This is a genomic window from Flavobacterium sp. 103 (assembly GCF_003096795.1).
Lineage (GTDB): Bacteria > Bacteroidota > Bacteroidia > Flavobacteriales > Flavobacteriaceae > Flavobacterium.
This window is the reverse complement of record NZ_QENX01000001.1, coordinates 1,497,335-1,518,596: the sequence shown is the minus strand read 5'-3', so window position 1 is coordinate 1,518,596 and position 21,262 is coordinate 1,497,335. Positions and strand designations below refer to the sequence as shown.

The following is a 21,262-nucleotide window of genomic DNA, read 5'->3' as shown; positions in this document are numbered from 1 at the left end:
CTATGCTAAAATAGTATTGAAAAGTGGTAGTAAACAAAAAAGGCTAACCAATTTGGATAGCCTTTACAGTATTTAAAAAAAACAAAACTATTGTTTGATATAAGTTTTGTTTCCGTTTGAGTTGATGTAGTATTGACCTCCTTGTGGTCCAGTATATACTTTTTTACCATTATATTCTCCAGTTACTTTATCTTTTGTTTTTGCTGCTGCTTCATTTTTGGCGCTGGCAGTTTTGTCTGTTGCTGTTTTTTTGGCAGCCGCTTTTGGATCTTGGGCTACTTTGGTTGCTTTGTCAGCTTTTGCTTTTGCTTCAGCTTTCGATTCTTTTGCATCTTTTACTTTCGAATTGCTAGATGTTGTGTTGATGTTTTTTTTAGCTTCTGTTTTTACTCCATCTTTAGCTGCTGTTTTCGGATCATTGGCCACTTTTGTTGCTTTGTCTGCTTTTGCTTTTGCATCTGCTTTTGTTTTTTCAGCTTCAGATTTTGTTTGTTTGGGGTCATTTACTTTCGAATTGTTAGATGTAGTGTTTACGCTTTTTTTAGCCTCTGTTTTGACTTCGTTTTTTGCTTCCGTTTTTACTTTTTCTTTCGCTTTGGTTTGACCGTAAAAAGTACCTGATGCAATAAATAGGAAGCTTAATAGCAATAATTTTTTCATGTCTATTAGTTTTTAGATTAAACCTAAATTTACTACTTTATTTTTAATATTGAATTTAAAATAGTTAAAAATAAGCTCTAATCTCCACGCTTCCAGTATGAATAGCGTCACTTGTTTCGCTTTTTCGGCCTTGGTAAACAAAATTTAAATCCAAGAACTTTGTCAAATTCATTTGAAACAGGGTTCTCCAGGTTACATTTTGTCCTCTTTGCAATCCTTCCAGCATTTGGTATCCAGCCGAAGAAAATTCATTGCCCACAAAATCATTTTCATACAAAGAGACTTCTCCGTTTACGTTAAACTTGGAATTGCCAACGTAACTAAAAGAAGTGCCAAATCGATTTTGGGTCAAAGTATCCAACGTACCAATTTGATTTTCCTTGTTGATGTATTCGTAGAAAAGATCTAAGCTAACATTCTTGGAGAAAAGATAACTAATTTTTGGAGTCCATAAATAACCTTCAATAGTATAGTTTTTTTCTGCAAATGTTTGTGATTCTGTTGCAGTTTGGATGGTTTTGGCCAGTATATCAAAAAGCCAGCTTTTTTGCAATAAGTGTTGGTATTGCAGTTGATGGAAACTGTTTTTGTTTTGGATGGTTCCAATGGACAATAAATTTTGGGTTTCGTTTTTTGTAAAAGTATAGGTAACTGAATTGTCTCTTTTTCCTCTGTTGTACGATAAAGTATTAGTAAAGGTTTTGATAAGCCCCAAAATGTCTTCCGATGAAGATTCAAATGGATTCAGGACCAAATGTTCTCCGCTGTTTTTAATCTTTCGATCCATAATAAAGGAAGTCTGCATATAAAAATAGGACAGCTTTTTCTTGAACGAAGTACTATTTTGCCAAACAATAGGATTGATTATAAAAGACTGGGAGAATTTGTTTTGGTTGGTTTTGACGTAAATCTGATTTGGTAAAAAGATTCTGGTGTAGGTCGCCAAATCAGAAAATGGGGCAATTTCAAATTCTTCCAAATCTTTTATTCCATTGCCATTGTAATCATTCCAAGTATATTTTCCCTGTCCAGCTGGAACTTCAACATAAGTGTAATCTTGGAAAGGCATGGTTCCGGAATTGGTTTGATAGAGTGTATTGCTTTGAATCAATTTATTGAAAAATTGGTCATTGTACAGCATTTTTGCATTTAGCGACGGAGTTGTTTTTAAAGCTGGATCGGTGTAATTCAATTGTCTGTAATTAACGAATAAGGATATATCACGACTCTCAGTTTGAAATAATTTGGTTTGCAAATTATAACTGTTTGAGGTGTTTACTCTTTGCAATAAACCGTTTTGAACACTGTCGTTTACTCTTTTTACATAACCCAATTGGACATAAACTTTGGTGCTGTCGCCATGTCCGGCATATATTCCGTATTCCGAAAAGCGTTGGCTTAGTAAAGAGAATTGTTGGGTTGCCTTGTTTTTTTCTTGATTGTCTTCAAAGCGTAATGTACTACCAATCCAGTTTTTTTTGGAATTGTAGCGAACGTGCGAAAAGTTTCTTAAGAACTTTGAAGTGTTTTTCAAGTCGTCACTTTTTAAATAACTCCCGTCGTTTTTGATACTCCAATCAGTAAATTCAAATCCCGCGTTAAGGTTGTTTTTTACACCCGAATACGTATTTGAAAGATTGAGTTTTTGGAAAGCATAGGTAATTGTGGCTATGTTTTTGGAGTTTTCATTCGGAATTAAATTAAAATTCAAACCCGTTCCCAATAAACTCTGATCTCCAATTGCTGTAGTGTTCACATTCCAATCTCGATAGAATTCGATACTGTTGATGCGTTCTACGGGCTTGAACTCTGCTTCTACGCCTTGAAAATTGAAGAAAGCATCAATATTCCATTTTTTGGAATATAGTCTCTGTTTGGCGTTAATCTCGCCCGAAAATCCTTGATTGTTGGTGTCGTCTGTCGAAGAAAATAAATTTTTATCGTTGTTACTGACGGCCAATTCAAAATCGACAGCAGTTTTTTCTGAAGGATTGTATTTTCCAAAGAAAGTGGCTACTTGGGCTTTTATTGGAGCAACCAATTGTATAACCGGTTCGTATTTTCCCTGTGGAATTCCGTTTACTGGTGCAACATATTCAAATATTTTGTCAACACTGGTAGGGTTTGTCAGTATGTAATTTCCTTTGGCTTGGCCAATTAAAGTAAATTGAACATTGTATAGCTCGTCATCGGGGTTTGTGGAATATTCGTAGATAGTTGAAGCCCCGAGAATGGTTTTTTTATATTGTATTTTCTTTTCGTCATAGGTATCAGGAACGGCTGATGGAGCAACCATCATATTGGGATTGTCTCCGGCATTCGCCAAAATTTGAGCCTGCTCACTGGAAAGGTTTTGCTGTACGGGTTGGTTTTTTAAATCATTTTCGGAATATACGGCGGCTCCAAAATTCCATTTTTTGTCGGTATAACTTCCGCCGTCGTAGGTGATGAATCTCGTGTAATTGTTTTCGGAATATTGGTATTCGACTACTATTCGCATCTCGGAAGTAATAGGGAATTGAGCGTTAAACACAATTTCCCCCGAATTATAATCGATAATATAGTCAAAGTTTTCGCCTCTTTTTAGCAAAACACCATTGACATAAACCCGTTCCGAACCAATGATGACCAAAACATACAATTCTCCATTTTGTCCAACTAATTTATACGGCCCCTGATTTCCTTCCTGTCCTTTGAAATTACTGCTGGCATAATTCCCCGTAACCAATCCGCCCGATGCGAAAACATTGGTCTTGCTGTCTTCATTTCCAAAATTGACAGTAGCAGACAATCCTTGTATTTTTTTGTTGAAAGTAAGAAAACGAGTAGTGTTGTTGCCAATAAAAACATCGCCTGCACGAACATTCCAGCTATCGGTAAAAAGCTCCATGAAAATGTTGTCGTATTGGTTCAGCCGTTGTGAGTAACTGCCTTCTTGAACCGGAATATTTGTATCTTGAATCGAAGCTCGAATGCTGACTTTTTCGGATATTTTTCCCGTGATTTGAAAGTCTAGATTTGAATTGACCACCGCATTTTGATTGTTGCCTACAGTAACACCACGGGAAAGACTTCCTGTTGCTAAAAGGCCATCAAACGGAATGTTTTTTGGAGCCGAAATACTCTCCATCCTGTATAAGTTCTGATTGGTGGCATCGTTGTCAATGATTTTGCTGCTGTCGTAAATGGTATATTCTTTGGTTAAAATATCCGGTAGTTTTAGATAATGAACCGTCAGAGAATCAGTAGGAGAGAAGTTTTGGTTTTTGAATAGAAGATAGCCTTTGGGAAAGTTGATTTGATACAAAGTACTGTCAATGACTTGATTTTTGGCATCCAATACCTTGAAATAACTGGAGTTGATACTTACGGATTCCAAGTGAATCGTGTCGGTCGTAAAAGCTATTTTTTTGGTGGTGTAAGTCGAATCTATTTCTTGCGCCTGAAGCCCAGAAAAATAAAAAATGACAACCCAAAATAATACCTTTTTTAGCATAAATAGTATAACTCCAAAGTGTCAAAAATAGTGTTTATTATTTTTATAATGTGTTAATTAGTCGATGTGACAATTCAAGATATTGAAAATGATTTTAAGGATTGAATTTTAGATAATTAGACACATTAAAAATAAAAAAATGGAAGCCGAATTCTCAGCTTCCATTTTTAAAGGTAATTTGTTTTTTGGTAATGTGTTAATTCTCTTTGGTTACAATTTGCATTGTTTCTCTACTCACTTGTTTCAAAAGAACTGTTTTGTTTTCTTCTACAGTTTGAGCAGCGTTTTCATTAAAATGTCTAATGGTATATAAAGTAACATTTTCGGTGAAATCTACTTTGAATTTTTTCGAAAGAATCGCATTCAATTCATTGAAATTGCCAAATTTATCTTCCACACAAACTGAGAAACTAATCGCGGAATTCTGGATTAAGTTCACTTTTAGTTTGAATTGGTGAAACAAACCAAAGATTTCGCTTATGTTTTCTTCCATGATGAAAGAGAAATCTATCGAAGATAATGAAATCAACAATTGGCTTCTTTTTACAATAAAACAAGGTAAATAAGGTTCAAGGTCAGCTCCTTTGGCTACACGGGTTCCGGGTAACAATGGATTGATAAACGATTTTACATACAATGGAATTTCTTTTTTCTGTAAAGGTTGTAATGTTTTTGGGTGAATAACCGATGCACCATAAAAGGCCAATTCGATAGCTTCACGATACGAAATTTGATTCAGCAAACTTGCATTTTCAAAATATCTTGGATCGGCATTCATAACTCCTGGGACGTCTTTCCAGATTGTTACGCTTTCGGCATTCAAGCAATAAGCAAAAATTGCAGCGGTATAATCCGAACCTTCACGTCCTAAAGTAGTGGTGAAATTGTTTTCATCAGAACCCAAGAATCCTTGAGTGATATTCAATATTTTGCGTTTGATGTTGTTGGCAATATTTTTTTGCGTCAATTCCCAATCCACTTCAGCATCTCGGTAAGTTGAATCTGTTTTTATAAAGTTTCTAACGTCCAGCCATTGTGTTTGAATGCCTTTGAAAGCCATAAAATGACTCAAAATAGTAGTCGAAATCAATTCTCCGAAGCTTACGATTTGGTCGTAAACAAAATTGTAATTTGGAGATTTATTATGGGCCAGAAAATATTCTAAATCAGCAAACTGAGCATTCACAGCGGCAAAAACTTCATTTGTTTCATCTTCAAACAAATCCAACAAGATTTGATTGTGGTATTTTTTTACTTCTTGTACCGATGAATTCAATTCTGGAGATTTGTCAAAATAGTTTTTGATAACCTCTTCCAGAGCATTAGTTGTTTTTCCCATTGCTGAAACAATCACTAATACATCTTCATAACCCACTTGTTGCAAAACGTCATAAACGTTTTTGATACCGGCTGCATCTTTCACAGAAGCACCACCAAATTTAAATACCCTCATTTTATTCAGATTTTAGATTTCAGATTTTGGAATTTCTCCAAAACGAAATCATATTTTATTTTTTTTAATTTCTTAATTTGTTGTCCACAAAATAGTTGATTGCAGCTTCGTCCATTTGTGCAACTCTCCATTCGTCTAAAACTTTGGCTCCTGATTTTTCATAAAAATCAATTGCTGGTGTGTTCCAGTCCAAGACATTCCAATCAATTCTTCGAACCTGATCTTTTTTGGCTTGTTTGATGATTTCAGAATACAGAGCATAACCCAATCCGGTTCCGCGCATGCTATCTTTAACTACTAAATCTTCCAAATGGATTGTTTTTCCTTTCCAAGTAGAGTATCGGTAATAATACAAAGCAATGCCTACAATTTCTTTTTCAACCTCGGCAACAAAAACCTGAAACAATGGATTTGTTCCAAAACCATCACGAATTAAATCTTCTTCGGTGATCAAAACGGCATCTGGCTCTTTTTCGAATACGGCCAACTCCTTAATTAATGCCAAAACACCGTGCATGTCCTGTTTTTCTCCTTTGCGTATTTTCATGATTTCGTATTATTATTCTTGAATTCTATTAAAAAACAGTCAAATAGTGACTAGTTTTTATGGAATATGTAGCAAATATACAATACTGATAAACTATCTAAGTATTATTCTTTTCAATTTCACAAAAAAAACGATATTTGTGACTTCAAACTAACTACATCGATTTCGTAATGGAAGAAAGAAACAAAACACTAGGGGAATTTATTATTGAAAACCAAAAAGCTTTCCAATATTCATCAGGTGAATTATCCAGGATTATCAACTCAATTCGTTTGGCGGCCAAAGTGGTCAATTACAAAGTTAATAAAGCCGGATTAGTCGATATAATAGGAGCAGCCGGAGAACAAAATATTCAAGGCGAAGACCAACAAAAATTGGATGTATATGCCAATGAGATTTTTATCCAAACTTTAATCAACCGCGAAATTGTTTGTGGTATCGCTTCAGAAGAAAATGATGATTTTATTACGGTAGAAGGAAGTGATAGCAGTCATAATAATAAATATGTGGTTTTGATGGATCCTCTTGATGGATCTTCGAATATTGATGTAAATGTTACAGTGGGGACTATATTTTCGGTTTATAGAAGAGTAACGCCTATAGGAACTCCTGTTACATTAGAAGATTTTTTGCAACCGGGTACGCAACAAGTAGCTGCAGGTTATGTAATTTATGGAACGTCAACTATGCTTGTATATACTACAGGTCATGGAGTAAACGGATTTACTTTGAATCCCGCTATTGGAACATTTTACCTTTCGCATCCCAATATGAAATTCTCTGAAGATGGTAATATCTATTCCATCAACGAAGGAAATTATGTTCATTTTCCGCAAGGGGTGAAAGATTATATCAAGTATTGTCAATTGGAAGAAGAAGATCGTCCTTATACTTCTCGCTACATTGGAAGTTTAGTGGCGGATATTCATAGAAATATGATTAAAGGGGGGATTTATATTTATCCTACCAGTAAAAAAGCACCAAAAGGGAAGTTACGTTTGTTATACGAATGTAATCCTATGGCATTTATTGTGGAGCAGGCTGGTGGAAAAGCTTCGGATGGTTTTGATAGAATAATGGAAATCCAACCTACAGAATTACACGAAAGGGTGCCTTTCTTTTGCGGTAGCATAAAAATGGTTGAAAAAGCAGAAGAGTTTATGTATAAAGCAAAACTGAGTAAATATTAAACCAAGAAACAAACCAAAGATTAAACCAAAAAACAGCTCCTAAATTGGAGCTGTTTTTTATTTATACATATTCTTCATTTCATATATAAAAGTATCTAGATCTACATGTTTATCAACCAATTTGAGTGCTTTGTCCACAATATAATTCACATTGGCAGGAGTAAATCCTAAAGCTAATGCAAATTTAACCATTAAGTGTTCTTGCTGATCTCCCAGTTGATGGTCTCGGCGAACTATTCTGGCTAGTTTGTGGAGACTTTCCAGTCTTTCAATGTATAAGTATGGTGCGTTGATTGGATATTTGTTCGGATCTTTTAAAATCTCTTTGTATTCTTCTTCGGAAATTTCAAGATCCACAGCAAGTTTGTCCAGAAATTTTTGTTCTTGTTCCGTAATATTTCCACCGGCATAGGCTACCCGCACAATGGCTGAAAAATGGCCTTTGTTTGCTTGGTTGAATTCGCTACTAAATAAATCTGAGAATGGCATAATTGTGGTGTTTAAGGTTTGACATAAAGATAATTAATTTTTCACTAATGATTTTTGTTTTTAATGACTTTTTTGTACGATTGACCTCTATTTTTTATTTTTTTTGAAGAATGATTTTTTAATCAAATATTCCATTTTCAAAATTAATCGTAAGTTTACAACCCCATATCAATTTAATTATTTTATGATGTCAGAATTTTTGATTTACTTTCAAATAGGATTGAAACACGTACTGGATATACATTCCTATGATCATGTTTTATTTTTAATTGCTTTGTCTGTTCCTTTTTCGTTTAATGACTGGAAAAGGATTTTGCTTTTGGTAACTGTGTTTACTTTGGGACATACAACCGCATTGTTTCTTTCCGTTTTTGGAATTATTTCAGTTAAGGTAAATGTGGTAGAACTGCTTATTCCGATTACAATATTAATAACGGCTCTCTATAATTTGTTTACAGCTGGTAAATCCAGTAAAAATGGTAGTGTCAATTTAGTTTTTATAATAACGCTTTTCTTTGGAATCATTCATGGTTTAGGTTTTTCTAATTATTTTAAAACGATATTAGGAGGAAGTCCAAGTTCGAAGTTATTGCCGATGGCCGAATTTGCACTGGGAATCGAAGCCGCTCAAATTGTGGTAGTGATTGTTGTGTTGATTTTGTCGTATATTGTACAAACGGTATTTCGTTTTTCAAAACGCGATTGGACATTAGTGATGTCGGCATTTATAATTGGGGTAGTGTTGCCTATGATTCTGGAAAGTGAAATCTGGAAAAGATAATTCAAAATATGAACAAAATAAAATTAAATAAATACGACAAAGCCTATCTTAGGATTGCTACAGAATGGGGTTTGTTGTCCTATTGCCACAGAAAAAAAGTAGGTGCTATCATAGTAAAAGACCGTATGATTATTTCGGACGGATATAATGGAACACCATCAGGATTTGAAAACTGTTGTGAAGACGAAGAAGGTTTGACACGTTGGGATGTTCTCCATGCTGAGGCAAATGCGATATTGAAAGTGGCCAGATCAACTCAATCCTGTGAAGGAGCGACTTTGTACATCACACTTTCGCCTTGTAAAGAATGCAGCAAATTAATTCATCAATCGGGGATAAAAAGAGTAGTGTACCACAATGGATACCGTGATGATTCCGGAATACAATTTTTAATGAAAGCAGGCATAGAAGTAGAGCATATTCCCGTTTTGGAAGATTAGGAAGCTGGAGTTCGATTGTTAATTTTGGAGCAGAAACATTTTTCCTTTTTTGGTAAGATCGTCCCGTTTTCCGTTTCAATCTTTTTGTGAACTTTGATAAAGTTCACAAAAAGGATTTTCACTTCAACCGGGGCTAAAAGGAGATATTTTGCCTTTTTGCAATTATCTAAAAAGTAAAAGAGAATAATCACTCAGATTAGAAAAAAAATGAAATTCGACAACAAATATTTACCCATACTTATTGGGGGCATTTTTGCTCTTGGAATTTTTATTGGCAGTTTGTCCGGTACGCCTTCGTCCAAATCTTTTATAGCCAAAAAGAATACCAAAGAAAAACTCAATAAACTGATTGATTTCATTGACAACGAATATGTAGATGATGTAAATACCGATTCGATTGTTAGTCTTACGGTAAATAGCATCTTAGCAAAATTAGATCCACATTCCGTGTACATTCCGCCAAAAGATCAAGCCGAAATAGCTGAGACAATGAAAGGCGATTTTGTTGGGATTGGAATTAATTTTTATATGCACAATGATTCTGTTGCGGTTATAAATCCAGTTAAAAATGGCCCTTCGGCAAAAGCAGGAATCAAGGCTGGAGACCGAATTTTGTATGCAGATAAAACTAAGTTATTTGGTCGAAAATTGCCTAATGACAGTTTGTTTGCCACGCTAAAAGGTCAGGCGGGTTCGCAAATTGAATTGACGGTTTATAGAAAATCCGAACACAAGAAAATGAAGGTTACCATAAAGCGCGATGTAATTCCTTTAAAAAGTGTTGATGTTGCAATGCTTTTAGACAAAAATACGGGTTATATCAAGATTAACCGTTTTGCGGAAACTACTTTCGATGAGTTTAAAAAAGGTTTGACTTCTTTGAAAAAACAAGGAATTAAAACACTGGTGATCGATGTTCGGGATAATGGGGGCGGTTATATGGAAGAAGCCATTGCTATTGCCGATGAATTTTTGAAAGACAAAGAATTAATTGTTTTTACCAAAAGCAAGAAAGAGCCAACTGAGAAAACCTATGCTACAGAAGAGGGTAGCTTCGAAACCGGAAATGTATTTGTTTTGATTAATGAAAACAGTGCTTCGGCGAGTGAAATTTTGGCTGGAGCGATACAGGATAATGATCGTGGAACTATTGTGGGAAGACGATCATTTGGAAAAGGATTGGTACAGCGCGAAATGGATTTTAATGACGGTTCAGCTGTGCGATTGACCATTGCCAGATATTATACACCAACGGGTAGGTCTATTCAAAAGCCATATTCTAAAGGGAATGAGGAATACTTCAAAGAATCGGATGATCGTTTTTTGCATGGCGAATTGTATAAAAAAGACAGCATAAAAGTGGTTGATTCTTTAAAGTTTAAAACCAAAAAAGGGAAGATTGTTTATGGCGGTGGTGGAATTGTGCCCGATGTTTTCGTGCCTTTGGAAGCGGAACACGGAGCAGAAAATATTTCATATTTGTTGCAGTCAGGTATTGTGGGACATTTTGTTTTTGAAGAACTAGACAAAGATAGAAATGCATTTACCAAATTGACTTACGATCAATTTAAAATACAAATAAACGCTACCGATTCGTATTTTAATGCTTTTCAAAAATACCTTTCCAAAAACGGTTTGGAGGTTAATCTTGGGAGCTATAAAACATTGGTAAAAAGATATGTCAGTGCAGAGTTTGCAAAACAGTTATTTGGGGATACTTACTACTACGAAATGGTTTTGAAAGACGACGCTATGATAAAAGCAGTTTTGAAGGAAAATTCTAAACTTGAAACTTCAAAGTAATTTAATATAGGTGTAAACAGTTTATTTTCTAATGCTGTCGTGCGAATGCGTCTGAATTCCCTCGTTCCATAAAGTAAGTAAATCGGTAGCGACAGCTGCGCCACTCCCTGCGGCAATAGCCAATTGGCTTCGCCAGCCCGCAAGAGTTCCTATTACATAAATACCATCAGCCACTTTATGGTCAATATTCTTAAGTTGAATCCTTTGTTTTTCGGGAAGGGCTTTTTTATGCGGTTCCACAAACTGCATTAAGCCTTCGATAGCAAAAGTATTGGCTGATCCAATCCCAATTACGATAGTAGCAGTTTTGTATGTGTTTTTGTTTGTAACAACAGTAAATTCGGGATAGAGACCTTCTATTTTCAATACTTTTTCCTCTGGGATTTGAAGAATATGGGGATAAGTGTTGGATAAATGATCGATGCTCTCAATTAGTAATTCCGAACCTAATTTTCCAGGAGGAATTCCGTAAGCATTGTTGAAAAGGGCCTCTTGAAGAGATGAAGTCTTTTGATGCGTGAGAATTCCGATTTTCTTAGACGAAACAAAAGTTTTCTTTTTAGCGGAACCCAATACCATAGCGCATGATATTCCGGAAACGCCACCGCCTATAATTAATACGTCAAACACAGTTATGCGTTGTCGTTCATTTTTTCAACTATTTTTTTAGACATTCTAAAAATAAGAAGAATTAATACCGCACAAAATGAAGCGACTACACCAACGAACGCCACTATGCTATCTCCTTTAAATGGATTTTGAAAATCAATTAAAGTAATATTGAAAATAAGAAGCGCAACTGCCAAAAGCACTAAAATGTTAGTGAAAGTTTTCATAGGTTTAATTTTTTTATAAAAAATGCCAAAGTATTTTTGAGTCTAATTTTGAAATAAAAATTGCTTAAAAATGGGCTTTAATCTTTGACGAATAAAATATTTAGGGGGTAAATTTATAATTTTTTTTTTTAGACAAACAAACCTTTAACATTAGCGGCGAATAATTTAACAGCTATTGCTAAAAGTACTACACCAAAAGTCTTACGAATTACGCCAAGTCCATTTTGTCCTAGCATTTTTTCAATTTTCCCGGATGATTTCAGAACAATATAAACCAATATAATGTTCAATATAATTGCGAGGACAATATTTATAGTGTGGAATTGTGAACGTAAAGAAAGTAAAGTGGTCATTGTTCCTGCGCCTGCAATTAATGGGAATGCCAATGGTACTATTGAGGCGGAACTTGCTTCTTCGTCTCGATAAATACGAATGCCTAAAATCATTTCTAGGGCCAAAAAGAATAATACAAAAGAACCCGCCACTGCAAATGAATGGACATCAATTCCAATTAAACTTAAAAATTCCTCTCCAATAAATAGAAACAATATCATAATCAATCCTGCTACCAAAGCTGCTTTTTCCGATTCGATATGGCCGTGTTTGGCTCTCAGCCCCACTATGATTGGAATAGATCCAACTATATCAATTACGGCAAAAAGCACCATTCCTACGGTTATTATTTCCTTCAAATTAAAATCCATCATAAGTATTGTTTTTTTTATGAAAAGTTGGGTAAATCTTTTTTGTCTTTCAAAAATACGGTTATTTTTTCATTTTGGGAATTCTATTATTAAATGATTGAAAAGTAGGTTTTTTTGCTTTTTGTTGAATTATTAAAATAGGATAAATCAAACGTTAAAATATTTAACTTACTGAAAATCAATTAGTAAATTTGTTTGTAATTTTAAATATACTAACTATGAAAAAGATGTGGTTTGTTATAGTACTCTTGGTTTTGTTGTTGTCATTTGATGGTTCACAGGCACAGATTTGGAAACAAGTTCAAAAAGCTGCGGAGCAAAAAGCGCTGAATAAAGCTTCGCAAAAAGCAAATGCTGCAACGGATAAGGCTTTAGATGAGGGAGATAAAGCCATTGGGGAAAGTGTGGACCAAAATGTAAATAGGAATGAAGCGATTTTGGGTTACGGCAAAAATAAAGTGGATGCTTCTCAAGTTCCAGATTCGTATACTTTTAGCTGGAAATACGTTATGGAAATTAAAGGTGCTGATGCTAAGGCGATGAATGCAGATTATTTTCTGGAACCTAATGTGTCTTATTTTGGATTTAATGTGTCGCAGGGCGAAGGGCAAAACATGTTTATGGTTATGGATATGAAAAACAGACTAACGGTGACTTCTTTTGGAAATGGCACGGAAAAAATGGCTTCGGCTTCCAAAATGCCTGATTATTCGGAAATGACAAAGAAAGAGAGTGAGAAATCTAAATTCACTTATAAAACATTGCCAAATAAAATATTTTTAGGTTACAACTGCAAAGGGATTCAGGCCACAAATGACGAATATGATATCATTTTTTATTTTACAAATGAAGCCAAAGTGAGTTTTGGTGATATGTTTAAAAATCAAAAAAATTGGAAAATGCCAGATGCTTTAGCCGGTTATCTCAAGCCCAATGAAAAAACATTGTTAATGGATATGAGTATGAAAGATTTGAAAAACAAGGAAAAAGTGACGACTATGAAATGCGTTAGTTTGGAGAAAAACGCTTATGTGTTCAATAAAGCAGATTATAAATTTATGTAAGTAAAATAGTTGCAATGTGTTAATTTGTCTGATTTGGGAGTTTATGTTTGTTAGTGGGTTTTTTATTTCTTGAATCTTTGGTTACCTTTGCAAAATGTTTCAACTAGGAAAAACCATCGTCTCGGAGGATATACTCGAAAAAGAATTTGTTTGTAATTTGTCAGCTTGCAAAGGAGCCTGTTGCGTCGATGGCGATGCAGGAGCACCATTGAGTTTGGCAGAAACAAAAATATTGGAAGAAATATATCCAAAAGTAAAACCATTTTTAAGAAAACAAGGAATTGAGGCTATAGAAGCCCAAGGGACTTGGGTTAATGGTGTTGATGGGGATCTTGAAACTCCGCTAATTGACAATAAAGATTGTGCCTACGTTATTTTTGACGGAAAAACAGCTCTTTGTGGAATTGAGCAAGCCTATAATCAAGGTATAATAGACTGGAAAAAACCTGTTTCCTGTCATTTATACCCAATACGAGTTAAAGATTTCACCGAGTTTGCAGCTGTCAATTATGACAAATGGGATATTTGTGATGCAGCCTGTTCTTTAGGGCAAGAACTCGAAGTTCCTGTATACAAATTTGTCAAGGAAGCCCTTATTCGTCGCTTTGGTGAAGATTGGTATTTGGAACTTGAAAAAGTTGCCGAAGACTTAAAAAAAGGTTTGTAAAATCTAAAGCTAATTTCTATTTCTTATCGTTTAAATTTTCCCTATTTTACAGGAGGTCGCTTGTTTTAGTTATTTTTAAAACATTGTTAATCAATATGTTAATTATTCAACAATAAAATAAGGGTTTTTTCTTATTTGTTAAAAACTATGAGGTATTGTGAATAAGTTTGGCTTTTAATAACCGCATTAATTCACAATCTTTGTAATTCATATTTCGCATCTATTTTCAGTATAAAAATCAAAAATAAACAAAAAGTCAAATGTCTCAAATTGAACCAATTTTACAAGAAAACAAAAATCGTTTCGTGATTTTTCCAATTAAACATCATGATATTTGGGAAAGATATAAAATGATGGAGGCTAGTTTCTGGACTGCTGAAGAAATTGATTTGTCACAAGATTTAAATGACTGGAATAATAAGCTAAATGATGACGAACGCTACTTTATAAAACACATTCTTGCTTTTTTTGCAGCGTCGGATGGAATTGTAAATGAAAATCTAGCGGAGAATTTTGTTAATGAAGTGCAATATGCTGAAGCTAAATTTTTCTATGGTTTCCAAATCATGATGGAAAATATACATAGCGAAACGTATTCACTTTTGATAGATACTTATGTAAAAGACGAAGCTGAAAAATCTGATTTGTTTAATGCTTTGGATGTTTTCCCAGCTATTAAAAAGAAAGCAGACTGGGCTTTGAAATGGATAGAATCTGATTCTTTTGCCGAAAGGCTAATCGCTTTTGCAGCGGTAGAAGGAATTTTCTTTTCAGGAGCATTTTGTTCTATTTATTGGTTAAAAAAACGTGGATTGATGCCAGGATTGACTTTTTCCAATGAGTTGATTTCTCGTGATGAAGGGGTTCACTGTGATTTTGCGGTGCATTTACACAATCATCATTTAATTAATAAAGTGCCAAAAGAAAGAATAAGAAGCATTATCGTTGATGCTTTGAATATCGAAAGAGAATTCATTACCGAATCGCTTCCAGTAAGTTTGATTGGGATGAATGCAGGTTTAATGACTCAATACTTAGAATTTGTTGCCGATAGATTATTGGTAGAATTGGGTTGTGACAGAGAATACAATGTTGCCAATCCGTTTGATTTCATGGATATGATTTCACTTCAAGGAAAAACTAATTTCTTTGAGAAAAAAGTTGCAGAATATCAAAAATCTGGGGTTAAAGTTACCGAAGGTGATTCCCAAAAAATTAGCTTCGACGCCGATTTTTAGAATACAGTTTTGATTTTTCAAATGTTTCCTATAGCTTTTGAAAGCGCTAAAAAAAAATAAAAGAAAAAACAATAATTAAGTAGTTTTTTAAGATCCCCAAATCTAAAAGCTAAGTTAATTCAGCCCGATTAATTTTGGGTCAAATGACGGCGTTTTGTTTCATCTCATTTATGCGATGAAACAAAATATCGAAATGGTTTATGGATTGACCGTGAGTAAAAAATGATTTATGAATTCCTGCTATTCGTAAGTCACAATTCATTAATTAAAAATTGATAAAAGTATGTATGTAGTAAAAAGAGACGGCCACAAAGAACCTGTAATGTTTGATAAAATTACAGAGAGAATTAAAAAATTATGTTACGGCTTGAACGAATTGGTTGATCCAGTTAAAGTTGCTATGCGAGTTATCGAAGGTTTGTATGATGGGGTTTCTACATCTGAACTTGATAACCTAGCTGCCGAAACCGCTGCGTCAATGACCATTGCTCATCCGGATTATGCACAATTGGCTGCTCGTATCGCTATTTCAAATCTACATTCAAATACCAAAAAATCATTCTCGGAAACGATGAATGAAATGTTTCATTACATCAATCCTAGAACCAATCAAGAATCACCTTTATTAGCCGAAGAAGTTCATAAAGTGATTATGGAAAACGCTGAATTTCTAGATTCACATATTATATACAACAGAGATTTTAATTACGATTATTTTGGTTTTAAAACACTGGAACGTTCGTATTTATTGAAAATAAACGGAAAAATTGTAGAACGTCCGCAACATATGTTGATGCGTGTTTCTGTTGGTATTCACCTGGACGATTTGAAATCGGTGATGGAGACTTATGACTTAATGTCTAAAAAATTCTTTACCCATGCAACACCAACTTTGTTTAACGCGGGTACTCCAAAACCTCAAATGTCTTCTTGTTTCCTTTTGGCAATGCAAGATGATAGTATTGATGGAATATACGATACCTTAAAACAAACAGCAAAAATCTCGCAATCAGCGGGAGGAGTTGGACTTTCTATTCATAACGTTCGTGCAACAGGTTCTTATATTCGTGGGACAAATGGTACATCAAACGGAATTGTACCAATGTTGAGAGTGTTTAATGATACCGCTCGTTATGTGGATCAAGGTGGTGGAAAAAGAAAAGGAAGTTTTGCTATCTATATCGAAACTTGGCATGCGGATATCTTCGACTTTTTAGATTTGAAAAAGAATACAGGTAAAGAAGAAATGCGCGCCAGAGATTTATTCTTTGCGATGTGGACTTCCGATTTATTTATGAAACGTGTACAGGAAGATTCTACTTGGACTTTGATGTGTCCTAACGAATGTCCAGGTTTGTATGATGTGTATGGAGAAGAATTTGAAGCTTTATATACCGATTATGAATTTAGAGGCAAAGGTAGAAAAACCATTAAAGCCCGTGAATTATGGGAGAAAATCCTAGAATCACAAATTGAGACTGGAACGCCTTATATGTTGTATAAAGATGCAGCCAACAGAAAATCAAATCAAAAAAATCTAGGTACTATTCGTTCGTCGAATTTGTGTACTGAGATTATGGAATTCACGTCAAGTGATGAGGTGGCTGTTTGTAATTTAGCTTCTATTTCTTTGCCAATGTTTGTAGAGAATGGAGCTTTCAACCACAAATTATTGTACGATGTGACCAAGCGTGTAACTCGTAACTTGAACAGAGTAATCGACAGAAATTACTATCCTGTAAAAGAAGCTGAAAACTCCAATATGCGTCACAGGCCAATTGGTCTTGGTGTACAAGGACTTGCCGATGCTTTTATTATGTTGCGTTTGCCTTTTACATCTGATGAAGCCAAAAAATTAAACCAAGAAATATTCGAAACCCTTTACTTTGCAGCTTGTACTGCCTCTATGGAAATGGCAATCGAAGAAGGTCCGTATTCTACTTTCAAAGGGTCTCCAATGTCAAACGGAGAATTCCAACACAATTTGTGGGGAATGAAAGACGAAGAACTATCAGGAAGATGGGACTGGGCTTCGCTTAGAAAAGAAGTAGTGAAAAACGGTGTTCGTAACTCTTTATTGGTTGCGCCAATGCCAACGGCTTCGACTTCTCAAATTTTGGGTAACAACGAAGCATTCGAACCATATACTTCGAATATTTATACAAGACGTGTATTGTCTGGTGAATTTATTGTGGTGAACAAACATTTATTGCACGATTTAGTGAAATTAGGATTGTGGAATGACAATTTGAAACAAGAAATCATGCGTCATAACGGATCGGTTCAAAATATTGATATAATTCCTCAAGACTTGAAAGAATTGTATAAAACCGTTTGGGAAATGTCTATGAAAGACATTATCGATATGTCTCGTCAAAGAGGATATTTTGTGGATCAATCGCAATCATTGAACTTGTTTATGCAAGATGCTAATTATTCTAAATTGACTTCAATGCACTTCTATGCTTGGCAATCTGGTTTGAAAACAGGTATGTATTATTTGAGAACCAAAGCGGCAGTTGATGCTATCAAGTTCACGTTAAACAACGATAAAAAAGAGGAAGCTATTCCTGATTCTAAACCACAAGCTAGAGTTCTTGAGGCGGTTGAAGTAGTAGAAACTCAAATGACTACTGAGGAATACAGAGCAATGATTGAATTAGCTAAAAATGCTGGTCCAGACGATTGTGAAATGTGTGGATCTTAAGTATTTAATGATTTGAAATATTATTTGTTTATTGATGAAAGTGGCGATCACGGTTTGAAAACTATTGACGAGAGTTTCCCTGTGTTTTTGTTATGTGGTGTTTTGATTTCAGAAAATGAGTTTTCTAAAATCAATTCAATAGTTAATGATGCAAAACTAAAATACTGGGACAATACGAATGTGATTATACATTCTCGTGATATTAGAAAATGTAATAATGAATTCAAGATATTATTTGATTTAAAAATAAAAGAGCAATTTTATAACGACCTGAATAGTATTCTTACTTTGAGCATTTACAAAATAATTTGTTCGGCTATTGATAAAATTTCATTTATCAAAAAGTATGGAAAACTAGAAGATGATGTTTATGAAATTGCTCTTTCTTTTATATTAGAAAGAACGATTTTTTGTCTTGATGAACTTCAGGATTGTGATTCTTTAGAGATAATAATCGAAAAAAGAGGAAAAAAAGAAGATGCAAAACTAGCTAATCATTTAAACAAATTAAACCAAGTTGGCACTTTTTATGTTGATGCAGAACGAATGAAAAAATACGCGGTAAAGCATCATTTTCTTGATAAAAGAAAAAATAATAACGGATTACAAATTTCGGATTTATTGGCTTACCCAATAGCTAGAAAAATTATATTTCCAGAGGGAGTAAATATTTCTTATGAGTTAATCAAAGATAAATTTTATACGAAAAACGGAAAACGATACGGATTAAAGATATTTCCGTAAAAACAAAAAGACTGATAAAATCAGCCTTTATTGTCGACCGGGGACACCCCAATCCAAATATATAAACATCTATTGATGTATAATTCTTCTACAAAGATATTACATTTTTGTAATAAACAAATAAAGATTTAGTGATAAATTGTAATTTGGAATACATATCAAGTAAGTTTGATTTTCTTAAGACAAAAAATAATAAAATACTTTGTTTTGGAGCTATTTTCAATTGGAGTAAAAAACTAATATAAAAAACCATTTCCCTTGAGTTTATTATATTTTACAGATCGTAGTATTGTTCATCTCGAAGATGTAGTGTTCAATGAAGCTGTTTCCGAGCAAATCAATCAATTCTTGAAGGAATATCAGTTTCGTCAGGTTTTGGAGCAATACGAGTTGCCAGTGGTCAATAAAATACTGTTGCACGGCAAAACAGGCTGTGGCAAAACAATGACTGCTAAAGCGATTGCAAGAAAACTGGATAAAAAGCTAATCATTGTCAATCTCTCCCGAATTGTTTCTTCCAAATTGGGCGAAACCTCCAAGAATATCGAAGGACTGTTCAAGGAAGTGCAATACGAAAGTTCTGTTTTGTTCTTCGATGAATTTGATTCCTTGGGTCAAATCAGAGATTATGATAACAAAGACAGTACAGAAATGAAACGGGTAGTAAACTCGATTATTCAGCTTATAGATAATTTCCCCAATCGGTCAGTATTAATAGCTGCCACCAATCAAATACAGATGATAGACGAAGCCTTGGTGCGCCGTTTTGAAATGCAACTGGAATTTACGGCTCCTTCCAAAGAAGTTTTAGATAGTTATTATACAAAGTTGCTCGCAAAATATCCTGTAGAATTCCAAAAAGTAAATCATATCTATGATATTACTTTTGCGGAAGCGAAAAATCATTTACTCAAAGAAGTGAAAAACAATATTATTGCGGCAGAGATTGAAAAGCAAAAAAAGCTTCTTGAAGAATGAGTTTTTATCGTTGTTTATTGACATGAAAACACTTGTCTTTACAAAAATACTTTTGTTTTTAAAATCTATCTATTTCTCTATCTTTGAAAACAAATCCGAAAAATACATCATGAACTGGGAACAATTATTATCACTAAAAAGACAAGGAGATACAGGTAAAAGATTAAGAATCGAACAGGACGAAACCCGTTTGGGCTTTGAAGTTGATTATGACCGAATCATATTCTCCTCTGCTTTTAGAAGTTTGCAGGACAAAACGCAAGTGATTCCACTTTCCAAAACCGATTTTGTACACACTCGTTTAACGCACAGTCTCGAGGTTTCGGTTGTGGGACGTTCTTTGGGACGATTGGTTGGTAAAAAAATATTGGAGAAATATCCGTATTTGCAGGAAGTTCACGGTTATCAGATGAATGATTTTGGAGCTATTGTGGCCGCCGCATCTTTGGCTCATGATATAGGGAATCCACCTTTTGGGCATTCGGGAGAAAAAGCCATTGGGGAATATTTTTCGATAGGAAATGGTTTGAAATACAAAGAGCAATTAACGGCCAAAGAATGGCAAGATCTAATTGATTTTGAGGGAAATGCCAACGGATTTTCAGTTTTGAACAGTTCGCGTCCGGGTGTTGAAGGCGGAATCAGACTTTCCTACGCCACGCTTGGTGCTTTTATGAAATATCCAAAAGAGAGTTTGCCTAAAAAGCCAACTAAAAACATAGCTGATAAGAAATATGGTTTTTTTCAAACCGATAAAGCTTTCTTTCAGGAAGTCGCTTCCGATATGGGAATGATTGCCAATAAAACAGGAAATGATATTGGTTTTGAAAGACATCCACTCGCTTATCTTGTTGAAGCAGCCGACGACATTTGTTACACCATAATTGATTTTGAAGATGGAATCAATTTAGGCTTGGTTTCCGAAGATTTTGCTTTGGAATATTTAATCAAATTGGTGAAAGACAGTATTGATACTTCAAAATACAAGACTTTAGAAACCAAAGAAGACCGAATCAGTTACTTGCGCGCGCTGGCTATAGGAAGTCTGATTAATGACGCAGTGAAAGTATTCGTTGAAAATGAAGAGGCAATCATGCAAGGAAAATTTCCTTTTGCCTTAACTGACAAAAGCAAGTACAAAGCCCAAATGGACGATATCATCAAAATTAGCGTCAAGAATATCTATCAAAGCCGTGAAGTAGTGGAAAAGGAGATTGTTGGCTACCAAATTATACAAACGCTTTTGGATAAATTTGTAACGGCTTTCAATAATAAATTCGAAGGAAAAATGTCCAATTATGACAATCTTATCCTGAAAATGTTACCCGAAAAACACCATTTGGAAAAAGAAAATCTATATGAAAGATTGCTTCATATTTGTCATTTTGTTTCGATGCTGACAGATGGGAATGCCCTGTTGTTTTACAAAACAATAACGGCAGCAAAGAGTTAGTTGAAAAACGAA

The 21,262-nt window shown here is 34.5% G+C and carries 19 protein-coding genes; 11 read left to right on the top strand and 8 right to left on the bottom strand.

The genetic code is table 11. The features are described 5' to 3' along the window. Positions 1 to 87 precede the first annotated feature (87 nt). From C8C85_RS06230 to C8C85_RS06215, 4 genes are all read right to left on the bottom strand, one after another. Positions 88 to 660, bottom strand: a complete 573-nt coding sequence (locus C8C85_RS06230) for a hypothetical protein (protein ID WP_116796299.1) — start codon at positions 658 to 660, stop codon at positions 88 to 90. 64 nt (positions 661 to 724) lie between these two features. Beyond that, on the bottom strand, positions 725 to 4,156 hold the full coding sequence (locus tag C8C85_RS06225) for a hypothetical protein (protein ID WP_116796298.1): 3,432 nt from the start codon (positions 4,154 to 4,156) through the stop codon (positions 725 to 727). A 196-nt stretch (positions 4,157 to 4,352) separates the two neighbouring features. After that, positions 4,353 to 5,609: an aspartate kinase gene (locus tag C8C85_RS06220; protein ID WP_116796297.1), complete on the bottom strand. Its 1,257-nt coding sequence runs from the start codon at positions 5,607 to 5,609 to the stop codon at positions 4,353 to 4,355. Between the two features lie 64 nt (positions 5,610 to 5,673). Continuing rightward, positions 5,674 to 6,156 carry a GNAT family N-acetyltransferase gene (locus tag C8C85_RS06215; RefSeq protein WP_116796296.1) on the bottom strand — a complete coding sequence of 161 codons (483 nt, stop codon included), beginning with the start codon at positions 6,154 to 6,156 and terminating at the stop codon, positions 5,674 to 5,676. Between the two features lie 170 nt (positions 6,157 to 6,326). On the opposite strand from C8C85_RS06215, the gene fbp reads away from it, so the two are divergent. Then, positions 6,327 to 7,346, top strand: a complete 1,020-nt coding sequence (fbp, locus tag C8C85_RS06210; protein ID WP_116796295.1) for a class 1 fructose-bisphosphatase — start codon at positions 6,327 to 6,329, stop codon at positions 7,344 to 7,346. A 57-nt stretch (positions 7,347 to 7,403) separates the two neighbouring features. On the opposite strand, the gene C8C85_RS06205 is transcribed toward fbp, so the two are convergent. Further along, entirely contained in the window at positions 7,404 to 7,835 is a 432-nt protein-coding gene (locus C8C85_RS06205; RefSeq protein WP_111409646.1) for a TerB family tellurite resistance protein, read from the bottom strand. A gap of 187 nt (positions 7,836 to 8,022) precedes the next feature. Here C8C85_RS06205 and C8C85_RS06200 point away from each other — a divergent pair, with 187 nt between their 5' ends. From C8C85_RS06200 to C8C85_RS06190, 3 genes are all read left to right on the top strand, one after another. Continuing rightward, positions 8,023 to 8,616, top strand: coding sequence for a HupE/UreJ family protein (locus C8C85_RS06200; RefSeq protein WP_116798400.1), 594 nt, complete (start codon positions 8,023 to 8,025; stop codon positions 8,614 to 8,616). 8 nt (positions 8,617 to 8,624) lie between these two features. Beyond that, positions 8,625 to 9,056, top strand: a complete 432-nt coding sequence (locus C8C85_RS06195) for a deoxycytidylate deaminase (protein ID WP_116796294.1) — start codon at positions 8,625 to 8,627, stop codon at positions 9,054 to 9,056. A gap of 207 nt (positions 9,057 to 9,263) precedes the next feature. Then, positions 9,264 to 10,859 carry a S41 family peptidase gene (locus C8C85_RS06190; protein ID WP_116796293.1) on the top strand — a complete coding sequence of 532 codons (1,596 nt, stop codon included), beginning with the start codon at positions 9,264 to 9,266 and terminating at the stop codon, positions 10,857 to 10,859. Between the two features lie 21 nt (positions 10,860 to 10,880). Here C8C85_RS06190 and C8C85_RS06185 read toward each other — a convergent pair whose 3' ends face one another. The 3 genes from C8C85_RS06185 to C8C85_RS06175 form a co-directional block, all read right to left on the bottom strand. Then, entirely contained in the window at positions 10,881 to 11,489 is a 609-nt protein-coding gene (locus C8C85_RS06185) for an FAD-dependent oxidoreductase (protein ID WP_116796292.1), read from the bottom strand. A gap of 2 nt (positions 11,490 to 11,491) precedes the next feature. Next, positions 11,492 to 11,695, bottom strand: coding sequence for a hypothetical protein (locus C8C85_RS06180; RefSeq protein ID WP_116796291.1), 204 nt, complete (start codon positions 11,693 to 11,695; stop codon positions 11,492 to 11,494). A 128-nt stretch (positions 11,696 to 11,823) separates the two neighbouring features. Beyond that, positions 11,824 to 12,399 carry a MarC family protein gene (locus C8C85_RS06175; protein ID WP_371811647.1) on the bottom strand — a complete coding sequence of 192 codons (576 nt, stop codon included), beginning with the start codon at positions 12,397 to 12,399 and terminating at the stop codon, positions 11,824 to 11,826. A 218-nt stretch (positions 12,400 to 12,617) separates the two neighbouring features. Here C8C85_RS06175 and C8C85_RS06170 point away from each other — a divergent pair, with 218 nt between their 5' ends. The 7 genes from C8C85_RS06170 (at position 12,618) to C8C85_RS06140 (ending at position 21,250) form a co-directional block, all read left to right on the top strand. Beyond that, positions 12,618 to 13,463, top strand: coding sequence for a hypothetical protein (locus tag C8C85_RS06170; protein ID WP_133243373.1), 846 nt, complete (start codon positions 12,618 to 12,620; stop codon positions 13,461 to 13,463). Positions 13,464 to 13,557: 94 nt separating this feature from the next. Next, the gene (locus tag C8C85_RS06165; RefSeq protein ID WP_116796288.1) at positions 13,558 to 14,130 is read left to right on the top strand and encodes a DUF3109 family protein; all 573 of its coding nucleotides are present in this window, start codon (positions 13,558 to 13,560) and stop codon (positions 14,128 to 14,130) included. 260 nt (positions 14,131 to 14,390) lie between these two features. Beyond that, on the top strand, positions 14,391 to 15,368 hold the full coding sequence (locus C8C85_RS06160; protein ID WP_116796287.1) for a ribonucleotide-diphosphate reductase subunit beta: 978 nt from the start codon (positions 14,391 to 14,393) through the stop codon (positions 15,366 to 15,368). Between the two features lie 283 nt (positions 15,369 to 15,651). After that, positions 15,652 to 18,075 carry a ribonucleoside-diphosphate reductase subunit alpha gene (locus C8C85_RS06155; protein WP_116796286.1) on the top strand — a complete coding sequence of 808 codons (2,424 nt, stop codon included), beginning with the start codon at positions 15,652 to 15,654 and terminating at the stop codon, positions 18,073 to 18,075. Positions 18,076 to 18,087: 12 nt separating this feature from the next. After that, a complete protein-coding gene (locus C8C85_RS06150) occupies positions 18,088 to 18,819 on the top strand; it encodes a DUF3800 domain-containing protein (RefSeq protein ID WP_116796285.1) in 732 nt (243 codons plus the stop codon). Between the two features lie 258 nt (positions 18,820 to 19,077). Further along, positions 19,078 to 19,797: an AAA family ATPase gene (locus C8C85_RS06145; RefSeq protein WP_116796284.1), complete on the top strand. Its 720-nt coding sequence runs from the start codon at positions 19,078 to 19,080 to the stop codon at positions 19,795 to 19,797. A 109-nt stretch (positions 19,798 to 19,906) separates the two neighbouring features. Continuing rightward, positions 19,907 to 21,250 carry a deoxyguanosinetriphosphate triphosphohydrolase gene (locus C8C85_RS06140; RefSeq protein ID WP_116798399.1) on the top strand — a complete coding sequence of 448 codons (1,344 nt, stop codon included), beginning with the start codon at positions 19,907 to 19,909 and terminating at the stop codon, positions 21,248 to 21,250. Positions 21,251 to 21,262: the final 12 nt, after the last annotated feature.